At 63.4% G+C, this 15,910-nt stretch carries 13 protein-coding genes; 5 read left to right on the top strand and 8 right to left on the bottom strand.

Annotated elements, in window-relative coordinates; translation table 11 throughout:
- The first annotated feature begins 326 nt into the window (after window positions 1-326).
- Entirely contained in the window at window positions 327-1,517 is a 1,191-nt protein-coding gene (locus AC1D1B_RS16175; protein WP_477333513.1) for a hypothetical protein, read from the top strand.
- Between the two features lie 118 nt (window positions 1,518-1,635).
- Here AC1D1B_RS16175 and aspS read toward each other — a convergent pair whose 3' ends face one another.
- Window positions 1,636-3,426: an aspartate--tRNA ligase gene (gene aspS, locus AC1D1B_RS16170; RefSeq protein ID WP_477333904.1), complete on the bottom strand. Its 1,791-nt coding sequence runs from the start codon at window positions 3,424-3,426 to the stop codon at window positions 1,636-1,638.
- A gap of 130 nt (window positions 3,427-3,556) precedes the next feature.
- The gene (locus AC1D1B_RS16165) at window positions 3,557-4,315 is read right to left on the bottom strand and encodes a DeoR/GlpR family DNA-binding transcription regulator (protein ID WP_477333512.1); all 759 of its coding nucleotides are present in this window, start codon (window positions 4,313-4,315) and stop codon (window positions 3,557-3,559) included.
- A 112-nt stretch (window positions 4,316-4,427) separates the two neighbouring features.
- On the opposite strand from AC1D1B_RS16165, the gene AC1D1B_RS16160 reads away from it, so the two are divergent.
- Window positions 4,428-5,636: an MFS transporter gene (locus AC1D1B_RS16160; RefSeq protein WP_477333511.1), complete on the top strand. Its 1,209-nt coding sequence runs from the start codon at window positions 4,428-4,430 to the stop codon at window positions 5,634-5,636.
- Between the two features lie 75 nt (window positions 5,637-5,711).
- Here AC1D1B_RS16160 and AC1D1B_RS16155 read toward each other — a convergent pair whose 3' ends face one another.
- A complete protein-coding gene (locus AC1D1B_RS16155) occupies window positions 5,712-6,506 on the bottom strand; it encodes a GNAT family N-acetyltransferase (RefSeq protein WP_477333510.1) in 795 nt (264 codons plus the stop codon).
- A 176-nt stretch (window positions 6,507-6,682) separates the two neighbouring features.
- Here AC1D1B_RS16155 and AC1D1B_RS16150 point away from each other — a divergent pair, with 176 nt between their 5' ends.
- Window positions 6,683-7,927 (top strand): MFS transporter, encoded by a 1,245-nt coding sequence (locus tag AC1D1B_RS16150; RefSeq protein WP_477333509.1) that lies wholly within the window; start codon window positions 6,683-6,685, stop codon window positions 7,925-7,927.
- 76 nt (window positions 7,928-8,003) lie between these two features.
- Window positions 8,004-9,155: a ribonuclease D gene (rnd, locus tag AC1D1B_RS16145; protein ID WP_477333508.1), complete on the top strand. Its 1,152-nt coding sequence runs from the start codon at window positions 8,004-8,006 to the stop codon at window positions 9,153-9,155.
- Window positions 9,156-9,173: 18 nt separating this feature from the next.
- Here rnd and AC1D1B_RS16140 read toward each other — a convergent pair whose 3' ends face one another.
- The 3 genes from AC1D1B_RS16140 to guaB are packed head-to-tail and all read right to left on the bottom strand — an operon-like array spanning window position 9,174 to window position 11,707.
- Entirely contained in the window at window positions 9,174-9,593 is a 420-nt protein-coding gene (locus tag AC1D1B_RS16140; RefSeq protein ID WP_477333507.1) for an MAPEG family protein, read from the bottom strand.
- 22 nt (window positions 9,594-9,615) lie between these two features.
- Window positions 9,616-10,161: a hypothetical protein gene (locus AC1D1B_RS16135; RefSeq protein WP_477333903.1), complete on the bottom strand. Its 546-nt coding sequence runs from the start codon at window positions 10,159-10,161 to the stop codon at window positions 9,616-9,618.
- A gap of 43 nt (window positions 10,162-10,204) precedes the next feature.
- Window positions 10,205-11,707, bottom strand: coding sequence for an IMP dehydrogenase (gene guaB, locus AC1D1B_RS16130; RefSeq protein ID WP_181060787.1), 1,503 nt, complete (start codon window positions 11,705-11,707; stop codon window positions 10,205-10,207).
- 311 nt (window positions 11,708-12,018) lie between these two features.
- Here guaB and AC1D1B_RS16125 point away from each other — a divergent pair, with 311 nt between their 5' ends.
- Window positions 12,019-13,440: an MFS transporter gene (locus AC1D1B_RS16125; RefSeq protein WP_477333506.1), complete on the top strand. Its 1,422-nt coding sequence runs from the start codon at window positions 12,019-12,021 to the stop codon at window positions 13,438-13,440.
- A 215-nt stretch (window positions 13,441-13,655) separates the two neighbouring features.
- Here AC1D1B_RS16125 and AC1D1B_RS16120 read toward each other — a convergent pair whose 3' ends face one another.
- Entirely contained in the window at window positions 13,656-14,366 is a 711-nt protein-coding gene (locus AC1D1B_RS16120) for an RlmE family RNA methyltransferase (RefSeq protein ID WP_477333505.1), read from the bottom strand.
- A gap of 58 nt (window positions 14,367-14,424) precedes the next feature.
- Window positions 14,425-15,765 (bottom strand): Ppx/GppA phosphatase family protein, encoded by a 1,341-nt coding sequence (locus AC1D1B_RS16115; protein ID WP_477333504.1) that lies wholly within the window; start codon window positions 15,763-15,765, stop codon window positions 14,425-14,427.
- Window positions 15,766-15,910 lie beyond the last annotated feature (145 nt).

Below are 15,910 nucleotides of genomic sequence, written 5' to 3'. Positions count from 1 at the left end.
CGAAGGCGGCTCAAGATCCGACGATGGATGTGATGGACTTCATGTTCCAACGTGCCGTCCCTGTGCAACAGCACCGGTAGCAGTGCTGTTGCCAACCAACATCAATCTGTTACACGCCCTCTCTAAGGCAGGAGACGGTACGCAGGGAGCCCGACCTTCATGACATATTCACCGCATCGAGCGAAGGCTCCCGCTCCGATTTGCCTTTCGCCGTGATTTTCGACAAATCTGGGGGAAAGTGCCTTTTTCCCGTCCAGTTCGTCACGGAATGGTGACGGCGTAGAATTCAGAAAACAGTTTTTCAGGACTCTCTCAGGGAACTCGCGATGACAATCCAACGCTCGACACTCAAGACACTCGCTTTCTCGACCTTTTTGCTGACGCTGCCGCTGAATGCCGCCTTTGCACAGGACACTGCGGTTGCCGACCGGCTGAAGGCCGCACTTGCCGCCCAGGGCGTCGATATCACCTGGACCGGGGTTACCGGCGACAATTCCAGCATGGTGCTGCAAGGCGTGTCGGTTAAGCCGGCGGCCGAAAAGGAAGCGCTGCCGATCGGCGACATCAAGCTTGAAGGCGTGACCGAAGCCAATGGCGGCTTTGATGTCGCGACCATCACGACTTCGGCCTTCGAGCACAGCAAAGACGGTGTCACGCTCAACCTCACCCCCTTCGTCATTCATGACGCCAACATCCCGGCCGAGGGCGCTACGGGCCCGCTCGGCTCGATGATGATGTACAAGTCGGCCGAACTCGAAAACCTGACGGTCAAGGTTGCCGACAAGACCGCCTTCTCGGTGGATGGCGTTGCTGTCCAGATCACGCCTCCGGCCGACGGCAAGGCGATGGAATTTTCCGCCACCACGGAAAAGTTCAACGCCGACCTGACCCTGGTCGACGATGCGAAGTCGAAGGAAGCCATCGAGGCCCTCGGCTATCAGAACATCTCGGGCAATATCGATATCGGCGGCACCTGGCAGCCGAGCGATGGCAAGATGGACCTGTCGAAATACGACATCTCGGTCGAGAATGCCGGCACGCTCGGCATGACCTTCGGCCTCGGCGGCTACACGGTCGACTTCGTCAAGTCGATGCAAGAGATGCAGAAGAAGATGGCGGCGCAGCCCGAAGGCGCCGACAATTCGGCGCAAGGCATGGCCTTGCTCGGCCTGTTGCAGCAGCTTTCCTTCAACAGCGCCTCGGTCCGCTTCGACGACGATTCGCTGACCGGCAAGGTGCTTGAGTATGTCGGCAAGCAGCAGGGCATGTCGGGCAAGGACATCGCCAACCAGGCCAAGGCGATCGTGCCGTTCGGCATGGCGCAGCTCAACAATCCTGAACTGACGGCCGAAGTGACGGCCGCGGTGAGCAAGTACCTCGACGACCCGAAGAGCCTCGAAATTTCGGCGGAGCCGCCGGCAGCAGTGCCGTTCGCGCTGATCATGGCGGGTGCGATGTCCAACCCGCTCGACCTGCCGAAGACGCTCGGCGTCCACGTCAGGGCCAACGAAGACTGATCGAGCGAAACGCTCAAAAGCAAAAAGCCCGGCAGAGATGCCGGGCTTTTTTTGTTGAATTATCGAATCAAAAGAATCGGTTCGGGCGGTTTGTTAAAGGACCGTCCGAACGTCGCGGTCAGGCGTCCTTCTTGACCGCCGCGACGCGCAGCGACAGCTCGCGCAGCTGCTGCGGACTGGCTTCCGAAGGCGCACTCATCAGCAGGTCATAAGCCTGCTGGTTCATCGGGAACATGGTGATTTCGCGCAGGTTCTTGGCCCCGACCAGAAGCATCACGACACGGTCGACACCGGCAGCCATGCCGCCATGCGGCGGCGCGCCATACTGGAAGGCGCGGTAGAGGCCGCCAAAGCGCTCCTCGACAGTGGCGCGATCCAGCCCGACCGTCTCGAACGCCTTGACCATGGTCTCGGGCAGATGGTTGCGGATACCGCCCGAGGCGATCTCGAAGCCGTTGCAGACCATGTCGTACTGGAAGGCCTTGATGCCGAGCAGGTCGTCGCCACCGAGCGCCTCGATCCCGCCCTGCGGCATCGAGAACGGGTTGTGGGCGAAATCGATCTTCTTCTCCTCCTCGTTCCATTCGAAGAACGGGAAGTCGACGATCCAGCACAGTTCAAAGCGCTCGCGGTCGACAAGGTTCAGCTCCTCGCCGGCGCGGGTGCGTGCGGCACCCGCGAAGGTGACGAATTTCTTGGGGTCGCCGGCGACGAAGAAGGCGGCGTCGCCATCGGCAAGGCCGAGCTGCTGGCGGATCGCCTCGGTACGCTCCTCGCCAATGTTCTTGGCCAGAGGACCGGCGCCTTCGAGCTTGTCGCCTTCCTTGCGCCAGAAGATGTAGCCCAGCCCCGGCTGGCCCTCGCCCTGCGCCCAGGAGTTCATGCGGTCGCAGAAAGCGCGGCTGCCGCCGGTCTTTGCCGGAATGCCCCACACTTCGGCCTTCGGATCGTTGGCCAGTATGTTGGCGAAGACCTTGAAGCCGGAATCGCGGAAGTGATCCGAAACGGCCTGCATCTCGATCGGATTGCGCAGGTCCGGCTTGTCGGAACCGTATTTGCGCATCGCGACATCATAAGGAATGCGCTGGAATTTCTGCGTCACCGGCTTGCCGTTGGCGAAGGTCTCGAAGACGCCCCGCATCACCGGTTCCATGGTCGACAGCACGTCGTCCTGCTCGACGAAGCTCATTTCGAGGTCGAGCTGGTAGAATTCGCCGGGCAGACGGTCGGCGCGCGGATCCTCGTCGCGGAAACAGGGCGCGATCTGGAAATAGCGGTCGAAGCCAGAGACCATGATCAGCTGCTTGTACTGCTGCGGCGCCTGCGGCAGCGCGTAGAAGGTGCCGGGATGGATGCGCGACGGCACCAGGAAGTCGCGCGCGCCTTCCGGCGACGAAGCCGTCAGGATCGGCGTCGAGAATTCGGTGAAGCCGACATCGGTCATGCGCTTGCGCATCTCGGCGATGATTTTCGTCCGCGCCACGATGTTCCTGTGCAGCGTCTCACGGCGCAGGTCGAGGAAGCGGTACTTCAGGCGGATGTCCTCGGGATAGTCCGGCTCGCCGAACACCGGCAGCGGCAATTCCTTGGCCGCCGACAGCACCTCGATCTCGCGGGCAAAGATCTCGATCTCGCCGGTCGGCAGGTTGGCATTTGTGGTGTCCGGCAGGCGCGCCTTGACCTCGCCGTCGACGCGGATCACCCATTCGCCACGCAGCGTCTCGGCGACCTTGAAGGCCGGCGAATCCGGATCGGCGACGATCTGGGTCAAGCCGTAATGGTCGCGCAGATCGATGAACAGCAGGCCGCCATGGTCGCGCACGCGATGCACCCAGCCCGACAGGCGAACCGAAGAGCCGACATCGCTCTTTCTCAACTGGGCACAGGTGTGGCTGCGGTAACGATGCATTGTCATGTCAAAAGTCCGGGGTGCTGGGTTGTGGGCCGAGCATCAAAGCCCGGTCCAAAATTTGCGCGAAAAGCGCATGGGAGGCCGGGTTTGTCAAGGCGAGCCAGGTGATCGGGCGCTGGCTCGTTGTTCAAGCAAAGTGGATTTCGGCGCCCTGACGTTCGAAGTCGGCGAGGATCGCGGCCGGCGCGGTCTTTTCGACCACAAGGTGGCGGATCGCCTCGGGCCTGGCGACCCGGTAGGGTGCGGCGGTGGCCAGCTTGTCATTGGTGACGGCAATGACGATGCCTGCGCTGTTCTTGGCCATCGCCCGCTTCACCTCGGCCTCCGCCGAATCGAAGGCCGTCACGCCGCGCGAGGCGTCGAGGCCGCAGGAACCGAGAACAAACAGGTCCGCGCCAAGCTGCGCGACGGCGGCAAGCGTGTCGGCGCCGACGCAGGCGCCGAGGTGGCGGTCGAACCGGCCCCCCAGCACAATCAGCTCGACCAGGGCGTGGTCCGACAGCGCCGAGGCAATTTCGAGCGAGTTGGTGGCGACGGTCAGGTCGAGGTCGCGCGGGATGGCCCTGGCAATCGCGGCATTGGTCGAGCCGCTGTCGATGAACAGGGTCTGTCCGCGTGAGAGCAATGGCACGGTGGCGCGGGCCAGCCGCGTCTTTTCTTCGACCGCATGGCCGGCGCGCAGGCCGACCGGCGTGGCAGCGAAGGGTGCGGCCGCGACCGCGCCGCCATAGACACGGCGGCATTGCCCAGCCTTGGCGAGTTCCCTGAGGTCGCGGCGAACCGTGTCTTCCGAAACGCCGAAGCGGCTTGCCAGCTCGCCGGCCAGCACCCTTCCCTCGACGGCCAGGCGATCGCGGATGATTTGATGCCGCTCATCGGTCAGCATTGCATGATCCTGTTTTCTTAATGCACGTTCTTGCACGATTTGCATGTTTGTGCAAGATACAGGGCATGCCAAGCGGCGACAAGCGCCGGTTCTCTTCCTTGAAAGCATCGCCATGACGTTCGGCCTCAGCCTCGCTCCGCAACACCGGGTCTATGCCGGATTTGCAATCTATTCGTTCGGCATGGGCAACATCTTTCCGCGGCTGCCCGACATCAAGCATGCCATGGGCATCGAGGACGGCACGCTCGGCCTCAGCCTGATCGGGACGCCGATCGGCACCTTGACCGCGCTGACGCTGGCGGCGCCGATCCTGGAACGCGTCGGCTTCCGCCGCGCATTGCTCGGGCTGGTTCCGCTTTTGTCGATTGCCTATGCCATCGCCGTGCACGCGCCTGGGCCGCTCGCGCTGTTCCTGATGCTGATCCCGGTCGGCCTGATGATCGGCAGCGTCGAGATCATCCTCAATGTCGAGGCCGACAGGACCGAATTCCTGCTCAAGCGCCGGATCATGAACCGCGCGCATTCATTCTGGAGCATCGGCTTTTTCGGCGCCGGCCTGTTTGGCGCCGCCCTTGCGCATCTCGGCATATCGCCGCAACTGCACCTGGCCATGGTTGTACCGATGGTGGCGATAGGAATAGCGCTGTTTCTCGGCGGTTACCAACCGGCGCCGAGCCGCTTCGCCGGCAATGACGAGACGGCGCCAAGGCTGGCGCGGCCGACGCTGCCGATCCTCGTCCTCGTCGCGGTGACACTGTCTGCGATGCTGATGGAAGGCGCCAGCATCGACTGGTCGGCGATCTACATGCGCACCGTGTTCGATGCAGGCCCGTTCGTCGCCGGCTTCACGGTGGCGCTGTTTGCATTCTCGCAAGCAAGCACGCGCTTCTTCGCCGACTCCTTTGTCGACCGCCACTCGCCGACCGGCGTGGCGCGGGTGCTGCTGGCGACGATGGCGGCAGGCGTGCTGCTCGTCTTCTTCTCACCCGCCCCGCTTGTGTCGATGCTGGGCTTTGCCCTGCTGGGCATCGGCAGCAGTGCGATCTTTCCGCTGGCGATCTCGGCGGCGGCCCAGCGGACGGACCGCTCCGCGGCAATCAATGTCGCGGCGCTGTCGCAGATCTCCTTCGTCGCCTTCCTGCTCGGTCCGCCGCTGCTCGGCTTCGTCTCGGATCATTGGGGCATCCGCTCGGCCTTCGGCATCGGCATCCCGTTTATCATCCTCAGCCTGCTGACCGCCGGCTCGCTTGGCCGACGGCCATCCTCGGATAAGCCGGCAAAGCCGTCGAGCGAGGTGCTGGCAAGACCCGGCGAGGCATGAAGGGCTCTCCCATCGTCGAATCAGTCACCATGGAAGCCTGCTTGGAACAAGTCCACTATCAACCGCTCATGGCGGTCAGCGGGTGAAGCGTGCACTGTCGCTGGGCGTGGCAGCCCCACACACGACAGTGGGATCTGGACGAAGTCCGCACGATTCCACCATTCGTCGAGACGGTATGTTCGATGCTGAGACGAGCTCATAAATATGCGTCGCATGTAGATCGCGAAACACACTGAGGATCATGCGAGCGTTGATGTAGTTGCCGAGTCCTCGTTGCCTCTGCGATTCCGCGACTGCAGCCAATCCACCCCATGCATATCGGTGATAGGCGCTGTAGGAATTATGCGCCAGGTAGCCATGCGCGGTTGCTGCGACAGTTCCCGTCTCGTCGCCCACCACGACCGTCGTCGCCGGTCCCAGGGTTCCGGCCAGCAGCGACCCTGAAAATGGGACTACGCCCGATACCGCCATAAGCGCCTGGATGCGGGCCGTATACGCACCATCCGGCTCGGCCGGCTTGTCTTGATCGATAAGCCCGTCGGGCAATCCGCGGCGGACAATTGCCTCCGATGCCGCCAAAGCATCTACCCGGTCGGCCACAAACACGTCCCAGGTATCGAGGCGGAAGCCGCCCTTGGCCAATCGCGACTTGAACTCGACCACTTTACTTGCTGGTATCATGCGAAAGCCGCAGATGCCGTCGCGATTGAGGATCTTGTCGATCAGCTCCCACCCAAACCGATCGGGATCATCGCACCCCATCGAGCGCCCGGTCTGACACGCGCCTGGGGTCGTTCTGATGAAGTCGACACTCGCCTCAGCCTGAGCTTGCAGGCGCCGCTGAAGCTCCGTGCCGAAATAGCCTGACATGGAAAGTCCCACCCTGTGTGACGAGCCCCATGGAGTGTAGCAAGCACCACGGAATACAGCCAAACTGTTTTCTGTTGGAAACAGCCGGGCTGCCTTGTTGGCTTAACGCCGCGGGAATTGCCGCTGGCATTGGCAAAGGCGATGGTTCAAGAAGGAGCAACGACAGGCTTTCCTTCATGTCCTCCATCCGCCCGCTGATCCCTCTCCTCATCGCCGCCGGCATCCTGCTTGGCGGCAATGGCCTACAGGGCACACTGATCGCGCTGCGCGGCGCGCAGGAAGGGTTTTCGGCCTCCGACATCGGCCTGATGGGCACGTTCTATTTCGCCGGCTTCCTGCTCGGATGCCTCGCCGTCACCCGCATCCTGAAGGCGGTCGGCCATGTCAGGACGTTTTCGGCGCTCGCCGCCACCGCCTCGGCCGGCACGCTGCTTCTGGTGCTGGTGATCGACCCGGTGATGTGGTGCGCGGTGCGCTTTGCCGGCGGCTTCTGCTTTGCCGGCCTGTTCACCGTCATGGAAGCTTGGCTGAATTCCGGCGTCGAAAACAAGGATCGCGCGCGGGTGCTGGCCATCTACCGCATGGTCGATATCGGCTCGGTGACCGGCGCGCAGTTCCTGATCCCGATCTTCGGCCCCGGCGGCTTTGCCATCTTCGCCATCATGTCGATGATGATCACGCTGTCGTTGGTGCCAGTGTCGCTTGGCGACCGCTCCAACCCGACGCCGCCGGAAGACGTCAAGCTCGATCTCGCGCGCGTCTGGCGGATCTCGCCGCTCGGCTGCTTCGGCTGCATCTGCGTCGGCGTCACCAACAGCGCCTTCCGTACGCTGTCGCCGGTTTATGCCGAACAGATCGGCATGTCGGTGGCCGATGTCGTCACCTTCGTCAGCGTCGGTATTTTCGGCGGCGCCCTCATCCAGTATCCGGTGGGCTATCTCTCCGATCGCTGGGACCGGCGCGCGGTGCTTTTGGCAACGACATGCGGCGCCCTGCTGGCGGCGCTGGCGCTGGCTTTCATCGCCGGCGCCAATCCGACCCTCAACCTGATCATCGTCTTCATCTTCGGCAGCTTCGCCATGCCGCTTTATTCGCTGTCGGCGGCACACTCCAACGACCGCGCCGACAAGGGCGAGTTCGTGCTGATCAACGCTGCCCTGATGCTGTTCTATTCCTTTGGCGCCATCGGCGGCCCCTTCGCGGCGTCGACGGTGATGCAATATTTCGGACCGGGCGCCCTGTTTGTCTTCAGTGCTGTGGTCTACGCCATCCTCATCGCTGTCATTCTCTACCGCATGCAGGTGCGCGGCAGCGTGCCGGCAGGCAAGCGCAGCCGCTTCACGGCGCTGCTACGCACATCGACGGTGTTCGCGCGGCTGGCGCGCAGGAATGGCGATTCCGATGGATCGACGGATACTTGACCGAAGGGCGGCTTGACGAAAGCGCTCACGGCTGAAATTGAAAGAGAACCTTACCCGTTTGCTAAAAAGCGATTTGATGCACGTCATCACCACCCAAAATGAGCTCGAGTCCGTTCTCGCCGCTTTCGAAAAGTCGGATTTCGTCACCGTCGACACCGAATTCATCCGCGAAACGACGTTCTGGCCGATCCTGTGCCTGATCCAGATGGCGGCGCCCGGCGTCACCGCGCTGATTGATCCGCTGGCGCCCGACATCAACCTCGCCCCGTTCTTCAAGCTGATGGCCAATGAAGCGGTGGTCAAAGTCTTCCACGCCGCGCGCCAGGACATCGAAATCATCGTCCATCTCGGCGATCTGGTGCCGCATCCCGTCTTCGACACCCAGGTCGCGGCTATGGTCTGCGGCTTCGGCGACAGCGTCTCCTACGACCAGCTGGTGCAGCGCATCACCGGCGCCCGGCTCGACAAATCATCGCGTTTCACCGACTGGCGCCACCGGCCGCTGTCCGACAAGCAGCTCGACTATGCGTTGGCCGACGTCACCCATCTGATCGATGTTTACAAGCACCTCAGCGCCGAACTGGAGCGGGAAAACCGCGCCCATTGGCTGAACGAGGAGATGGAGGTGCTGACCTCGCGCGAGACCTACGATCCGCACCCCGAAGATGCCTGGAAGCGGCTGAAGATGCGGCTGCGCAAGCCGCAGGAGCTGGCGATCGTGCAGACGGTGGCGGCATGGCGCGAGCGCGAGGCCAGGGAGCGCGACGTGCCGCGCGGCAGGGTGCTGAAAGACGACGCAATATATGAGGTCGCCCAGCAGGCGCCACGCGATGCGGCCGCGTTGGGCAAGCTGCGCACGACGCCGAAAGGCTGGGAACGGTCATCGACAGCAACCGCATTGCTTGGCGCGGTCAACACCGCGCTCGCTTTGCCCCGGGAAGAGATGCCGAAGCTGCCCAAGAGCTTTCAGCCGCCCGAGGGTTCGAGCGCGGCTGCCGAGCTGCTGAAAGTGCTGTTGCGGATCGTCGCCGAGAAGGAAGGCGTCGCCTCGAAAGTGTTGGCGTCCAGCGACGACATCGACCGTATCGCCGCCGAAGGCGAAGCCGCCGACGTGCCCGCGCTGCAGGGCTGGCGGCGCGCCGTGTTCGGCGAGGCCGCGTTGAAACTGGTGCGCGGCGAAATCGGCATCAAGTTCGACAAGCGCAAGATCGCGGTATTCGATTTGTAGTGAGACTTCCTGGTCTGCTCAAACCAGGCCGAGCAGGTGCAGCGCGAACCAGATCCATGCCAGCAAGAGAATGATCGCGCCCAGGTAGAAGGCGCGGCTGCGAAACCGCAGATTGTTGCTGGTGAGGTGGACCCAGGCGTGGGCATAGCGGGAAATCACGAAAATCCACACCAAAGCCAAGGTCAGATAATTGACGCCACCGGTCGCGTGCAGCACCAGGCACAGCACGTAGAAAAGCACCGGCAGTTCGAACTGGTTGATGAGATTGTTGGCGACCGTGACGCTCGACGCAGGTTCGGTCGTGCGCATCCTGTATTGGCCAACCTTGGCCTCGCCTGATTTGACCGCACCGTAGCGGCGCCGGCCCATCACCACATAGACGATATAAACCAGCAGCACCTGCGCCAGCATTGGCCAGAAGATCGCCGTCTGGCTCATGGCGTCGCCCCTGTTTTGTTGTTCATGCCTGCGGACGCCGCTGGGCGGCGAGGATTAAAACCGCGATGACAGCAACAGGTATCGCCAGCATCGCGAATTTGATGACGATCAGCGACGAGGCGAAGGATAGCGAATCCGGATTGGCCGACAGGAAATCGGACAAAAGCCGCGCCACCGCAATGTTCTGGGCATAGTCGGCGCAGGTGTAGGGCAGCACCAAGACCAGGGCGAACAGCGATTGAAGCTGCACCGGCATGGCGCGAAAATTCTTCAACCGCCGCCCGGTGGCCAGGATCAGGCTGACCATGGTCAGTGACAGCAGCGCCGGGAACAGAAGGTCGAAGGTCAGATAGTGCCAGACAAGGATGATCTCGCTGCCGCGCCGGCCGAGCGCCGTCAGCCAGGCCATGCCCTCATCCGGCGTAAACCCTTCAAAGCGCACATCGAGCGACGACAGGCCGCCGCTCAACTGGCGGAAATAGAAGAATTCCAGCAGCGTCATGGCGATGAAAACCGCCGCGGAGGCAAAACACAGCGCGCCCGCATGGCGGGCCAGCCGCAGCACGATCGTCGCCTGATTGCGCCACAGCACGTTCCGGTCTGGCTGCGGGTCAGGCTCCGCCAGGATAATTCGGGCTTTCGCGGGTAATCGTGACGTCATGGGCGTGGCTTTCACGAAGTCCGGCGTTGGATATGCGCACAAAGGTGGCACGCTCGCGGAAATCGGCAAGATCGCGGCCACCGACATAACCCATAGCGGCTTTTAGCCCGCCTGCAAGCTGGTGCAGCACGCCAGACACAGGTCCTTTGTAAGGGACCTGCCCTTCAATGCCTTCCGGGACCAGTTTCAGCGTGTCGCGCACCTCGGCCTGAAAGTAGCGATCGGCCGAGCCACGCGCCATCGCGCCGACCGAACCCATGCCACGATAGGCTTTGAAGGAGCGACCCTGGTGCAGATAGACCTCGCCCGGGCTTTCATCGGTGCCGGCCAGCAGCGAGCCGATCATCGCCGCGCTGGCGCCGGCGGCGAGCGCCTTGGCCAGGTCGCCCGAATATTTGATGCCGCCGTCAGCGATGACCGACACGCCGGATTTGTGCGCCGTCTCGACCGCAGACATGATCGCCGACAGCTGCGGCACGCCGACGCCGGCGACGATGCGCGTGGTGCAGATCGAACCCGGGCCGATGCCGACCTTGACGGCGTCGGCCCCGGCATCGATCAGCGCCTGCGTGCCCTCGGCGGTGGCAACATTGCCGGCCAGGATGCGCACGGAGTTCGAAAGCTTCTTGGCCCGCGTCACCGCATCGAGCACGCGCTGCGAATGGCCATGCGCGGTGTCGATGACCAAGAGGTCGACGCCGGCATCGATCAGCCGCTCGGCGCGCTCAAAGCCGTCATCGCCGACGCTGGTGGCGGCGGCGGCGCGCAGCCGCCCCTGCGCATCCTTCGTGGCGTGCGGGTTGAGCTGCGACTTCTCGATGTCCTTGACGGTGATCAGGCCGACGCAATTGCCTTGCTTGTCGACGACGACGAGCTTCTCGATGCGGTGCTGATGCAGCAACCGCTTGGCCTCGTCCTGGTCGACATTCTCCTTGACCGTGATCAGGTTCTCACGGGTCATCAATTCGTAGACTTTTTGCCCCGGGTCCGAGGCGAAGCGCACGTCGCGGTTGGTCAGGATGCCGACCAGGCGGCCGATCTTCTGGCCGCCGGTGCCGCCATTTTCGACCACCGGAATGCCCGAGATGGAATAGGTGCGCATCAGCGCCAGCGCATCGGCCAGCGTGGCGTCGGGGCCGATGGTGACCGGATTGATGACCATGCCGGATTCGAATTTCTTGACCTGGCGCACCTGCTCGGCCTGTTCGGCCGGCGAGAAATTGCGGTGGATGACGCCGATGCCGCCAGCCTGGGCCATGGCGATGGCAAGCCTCGCCTCGGTGACTGTGTCCATGGCGGCCGACAGGATCGGCACGTTGAGGTCGATGTCGGTGGCGATGCGGGTGCGGATGTCGGTCTCACCGGGCATGACCTCGGAATGACCGGGCTGCAACAGCACGTCGTCAAAGGTCAGCGCCAAAGCGCCGGTGGACGTTTCGATGATTTTTGCCATGGCCAGTCCCTCGAATACAAACGCGCTGGGGGGAATACAAAAAAGCGCTGGACCGCAATGGACAGCGCCGACTCGTTTCTTCCCTTTCAGGATTGGCGCTGGCTGGTAACACGTCGCGGCGTCGATGAAAAGCGGGTGATTGCGTGTCACCGCAAAGTGTTGGGGCTGCCCTGATAGCCACCACCAAGAGTTGCGGTCGCACAAAAGTGACAGCAAATTAATGCGACATACGGGTAAAGGCGTGATAACCGCCCTTTCGTGTCGGCTTGCCTCGGTCGGCACGCAAATTTTGACCAATTCGGACGCGTTCGTTGAACCGCATCATTCCGCTGATACTGGCGGTCGCTCTTTTCATGGAAAACATGGATTCGACCGTCATTGCGACATCGCTGCCGGCGATCGCCGTCGACATCCACACCAGCCCGATCGCGCTCAAGCTGGCGCTGACCGCCTATCTGGTGTCGCTGGCGATCTTCATTCCGATCAGCGGCTGGATGGCCGATCGGTTCGGCGCCAAGAACGTGTTTCGCGCAGCGATCGGCGTCTTCATCGTCGGCTCGGTCGCCTGCGCCATTTCCAATTCTCTGCCGGCCTTTGTCGTGTCGCGCTTCCTGCAAGGCATAGGCGGCGCCATGATGACGCCGGTCGGCCGCCTGGTGCTGGTGCGCGCGACGCCGAAGAGCGAGCTGGTCGCCGCCATGTCGTGGCTGACGGTGCCGGCGCTGGTCGGACCGCTGGTCGGCCCGCCGATCGGCGGCTTCATCACCACGTATTTCACCTGGCACTGGATTTTTCTGATCAACGTGCCGATCGGCCTGATCGGCATCTGGCTGGCGACGCGCTTCCTGCCGAAGACGGACTCGATGGAGACGCCGCCGCTCGATTTCATCGGTTTCGTGCTGAGTGGGCTGGCTGCCTCTGGCGTTGTCTTCGGCCTGTCGGTGGTCAGCCTGCCCTATCTGCCGCCGGCGATCGGCTTCATTACCGTGGCAGTCGGCCTGCTTTCCGGCGTGCTCTATCTCCTGCACGCCCGCCGAGCCAAGAATCCCCTGCTGGCGCTGGAACTGTTCCGCAACCAGGTGTTCCGCTCCTCCGTGCTCGGCGGGTCGCTGTTTCGCATCGGCATCGGCGCGGTGCCGTTCCTGCTGCCGCTGATGTTCCAGATCGGTTTCGGGCTGACGCCGTTCCAGTCCGGCATGATTACCTTCGTCTCGGCCATCGGCGCCATCGGCATGAAGTTCGTGACAGCGCTGATCTTCCGGCTCGCCGGCTTCCGGCGGGTGCTGATCTGGGGCTCGCTGATCGCCGCAGCATCGATCGCCACCTACGGCCTGTTCACGCCGGAAACGCCTTACGCGCTGATGCTGGCCATATTGCTGGTCGGCGGCTTCATCCGCTCGATGTTCTTCACCGGCGTGAATGCGCTTTCCTACGCCGAGGTGTCGGCCGAAGACACCAGCAAGGCAACGCCGATCACGGCGGTGTTCCAGCAGCTGTCGATCGCGCTCGGCGTGGCGCTGGCCGGCGGCATTCTGGAAGTCTCGACCTCGATCCATGGCGGACTGCTGACACTCGGCGATTTCCACATCGCGTTCTTCGTTGTGGCTGCGGTCTCGGCGGCGGCCTCAGTATCGTTCATGCGGCTGGCACCGGATGCTGGCAATGCGGTGTCGGGACATGGCCGGCTGACGACGCCAAAGACGCTGGAGCCAGTGGGTACGGCTGGGAAGTAGGCTCAGCTGCAGGACTTTTTATGCCGGCGGGACAGCGCCCCCCTCTGTCCCACCGGACATCTCCCCCACACGGGGGGAGATCAGCCGGCGCCTCGGCTTTCGCCAATCTTCAACGTTGCAGGATTACGCGGGCGGCAGAAGCCCCAATCTCCCCCCTCGTGGGGGAGATGTCCGGTAGGACAGAGGGGGCGCGAAGGATCGCTACGAAGCGACTTTCAAGTTGTGCCGTCTCTGCCTTTAAAATCCTTCGCCAGCAAATACAGCTCCACCGATTCGTCCCGCGACGCCGGCGGCTTCACGTGGTGGACCGAACGGAAATTCTTCTTCAGCATCGACAGCAGCTCGTTTTCGGCGCCGCCTTGAAAGGTCTTGGCCAGGAAATGGCCGCCCGGCTTCAGCACGGACAGCGCGAAATCGGCCGCCACTTCACACAGATGCATGGTGCGGATGTGGTCGGTTCGCTTGTGGCCGGTGGTCGGTGCCGCCATATCGGAGAGCACGACATCGGGATCACCGCCCAGCGCCTCGGCGAGCTTTTGCGGCGCATCGGGGTCGAGGAAATCCATCAGCAGCACCGGCGCGCCGGGCACGGCGTCCATTTCGAGATAGTCGATGCCGATGACATGTGGGTTGTCGGCCGTCGACTTCGTTCGCGCCGCCGCCACCTGGCACCAGCCGCCAGGAGCCGCGCCGAGGTCGATGACCTTCATGCCGGGTTTCAGAAGATGATGCTTGTCGTCGATCTCGATCAGCTTGTAGGCCGCGCGCGAGCGGTAGCCGTCAGCCTTGGAGCGCTGGACGTACGGGTCGTTGATGTGGCGCTGCAGCCAGCGGCGCGACGATTCCTTCAGGCCGCTCTTCTTCTTGATCCGCGTCTTCAGCACCCGAATGCTGGCAGAACCTGGTTTTTCCGGTTTCTTGGTCATGACTTTGTTTCTTGTTTGAGCATGATCTTTTCCGAAAACCGGTTTCCACTTTTCAGGATCATGCTCGGCCACGCCCACTGTTGCGCCAAACGCCGTCATCGGCCATCAGCTCGCTCAGAATGCCTTCGCGCAGGCCGCGGTCGGCGACGCGCAGCCGCTCCGACGGCCACACTGCGCGGATCGCTTCGAGGATAGCACAGCCGGCCAGCACCAGATCGGCGCGGTCGGCGCCGATGCAGGGGTTGGCGCAGCGCTGCTGGAAATCCCAGCCGACCAGCTTTTCGACCATGCGGTCGACGCTGTCGCGGTCCATCCACAGCCCGTCGACACGGCGGCGGTCGTAGCGCTCGAGGTCGAGATGGACGCCGGCCAGCGTCGTCACCGTGCCGGACGTGCCCAGCAGATGGAATTTCGGGCTGGCCAGCACATGGCTCAGCCGGTCGCGGCCGTCGAATGACTTCAGCCGCACCGCGACATCGTCGACCATGGCGGCAAAAATCTCGCGCGTCACCGTGCGGCCGCCAAAGCGCTCGGCCAGCGAGACGACGCCGACCGGCAGCGACGTCCACGACACGATGTGGTTGGCCAGCCGCGGCGAGCGATGGCCGGTGAGGTCGATCAGCGCGATTTCGGACGAGCCGCCACCAATGTCGAACAGCACCACGCCTTGCGTGTCGCGCTCGACCAGCGAGCCGCAACCGGACACCGCCAAGCGGGCCTCGGTCTGGCGGTCGATGATCTCCAGCTTCAGGCCGGCCTCGCGTTCGACCCGCTGCAGGAATTCGACGCCGTTGTCGGCGGTGCGGCATGCTTCGGTGGCGATCAGCCGGGCCTTCTTGATCTTGCGGTTGCGCAATTTGTCGCCGCAGATTTTCAGCGCCTCGACGGCGCGGTCCATCGCTGCCTGGCTCAGGTGCCCATTGGCGGTCAGCCCCTCGCCCAGCCTGACGATGCGCGAAAAGGCGTCGATGACACGGAACTGGCCGTGGCGCTGCGGCACCGCGACCAAAAGCCGGCAATTGTTGGTGCCGAGATCGAGCGCGGCAAACACCGGCAGTTCCTGCATCGGCGGACGCTGCATGGGCTGTTCCGGCCTGGGCTGCGGGGGCGGAGGCGCGGGCACGGGATTTGGCGCGATGTTGACGGCAGGCGGGCCGGCCGCAACGAGATGGGCTGATACCGCCAGCTCATCGCGTGCAAAAACCTTGCGTCCGCGCCGGCGCTTGCGCCGCTTTCTCGCCTTGCCTCGCTGATGCTGGGCGTCGCCGGCCTGTCCGTTGCCGGACTGAGGCCCCGCCTGGCGGGGCCGCCCGGCGGATGGGCTTGCCTGGCCTGACGGCGGCGAAGCCCTGGACACGCCCACTTCCGGCGCGCCTGCGCCGGTGTCGTGGTCTTCCACTTCGGGTCCTTCCGGCGCCGCGCGAACCGGGAAACCGGACGCAGCAGGCACCTAAATGCTTTAAGTTGCCGCCAGAGTAGCAGTGCCGGACCCGATCACCAAGAGCAGTGGGGCAAATTTTGCCGGCATCATGCAGCGGCAATGC

Source organism: Mesorhizobium sp. P2_C5_2, assembly GCF_056404535.1.
The sequence above is the reverse complement of the archived record's forward strand: the minus strand, read 5'-3'. Positions and strand labels throughout refer to the sequence as shown.

Coding starts and splice junctions, on each gene's coding strand:
- AC1D1B_RS16175 (WP_477333513.1), top strand. CDS start 327: ATGACAATCCAACGCTCGACACTCAAGACACTCGCTTTCTCGACCTTT.
- aspS (WP_477333904.1), bottom strand. CDS start 3,426: ATGCATCGTTACCGCAGCCACACCTGTGCCCAGTTGAGAAAGAGCGAT.
- AC1D1B_RS16165 (WP_477333512.1), bottom strand. CDS start 4,315: ATGCTGACCGATGAGCGGCATCAAATCATCCGCGATCGCCTGGCCGTC.
- AC1D1B_RS16160 (WP_477333511.1), top strand. CDS start 4,428: ATGACGTTCGGCCTCAGCCTCGCTCCGCAACACCGGGTCTATGCCGGA.
- AC1D1B_RS16155 (WP_477333510.1), bottom strand. CDS start 6,506: ATGTCAGGCTATTTCGGCACGGAGCTTCAGCGGCGCCTGCAAGCTCAG.
- AC1D1B_RS16150 (WP_477333509.1), top strand. CDS start 6,683: ATGTCCTCCATCCGCCCGCTGATCCCTCTCCTCATCGCCGCCGGCATC.
- rnd (WP_477333508.1), top strand. CDS start 8,004: ATGCACGTCATCACCACCCAAAATGAGCTCGAGTCCGTTCTCGCCGCT.
- AC1D1B_RS16140 (WP_477333507.1), bottom strand. CDS start 9,593: ATGAGCCAGACGGCGATCTTCTGGCCAATGCTGGCGCAGGTGCTGCTG.
- guaB (WP_181060787.1), bottom strand. CDS start 11,707: ATGGCAAAAATCATCGAAACGTCCACCGGCGCTTTGGCGCTGACCTTT.
- AC1D1B_RS16120 (WP_477333505.1), bottom strand. CDS start 14,366: ATGACCAAGAAACCGGAAAAACCAGGTTCTGCCAGCATTCGGGTGCTG.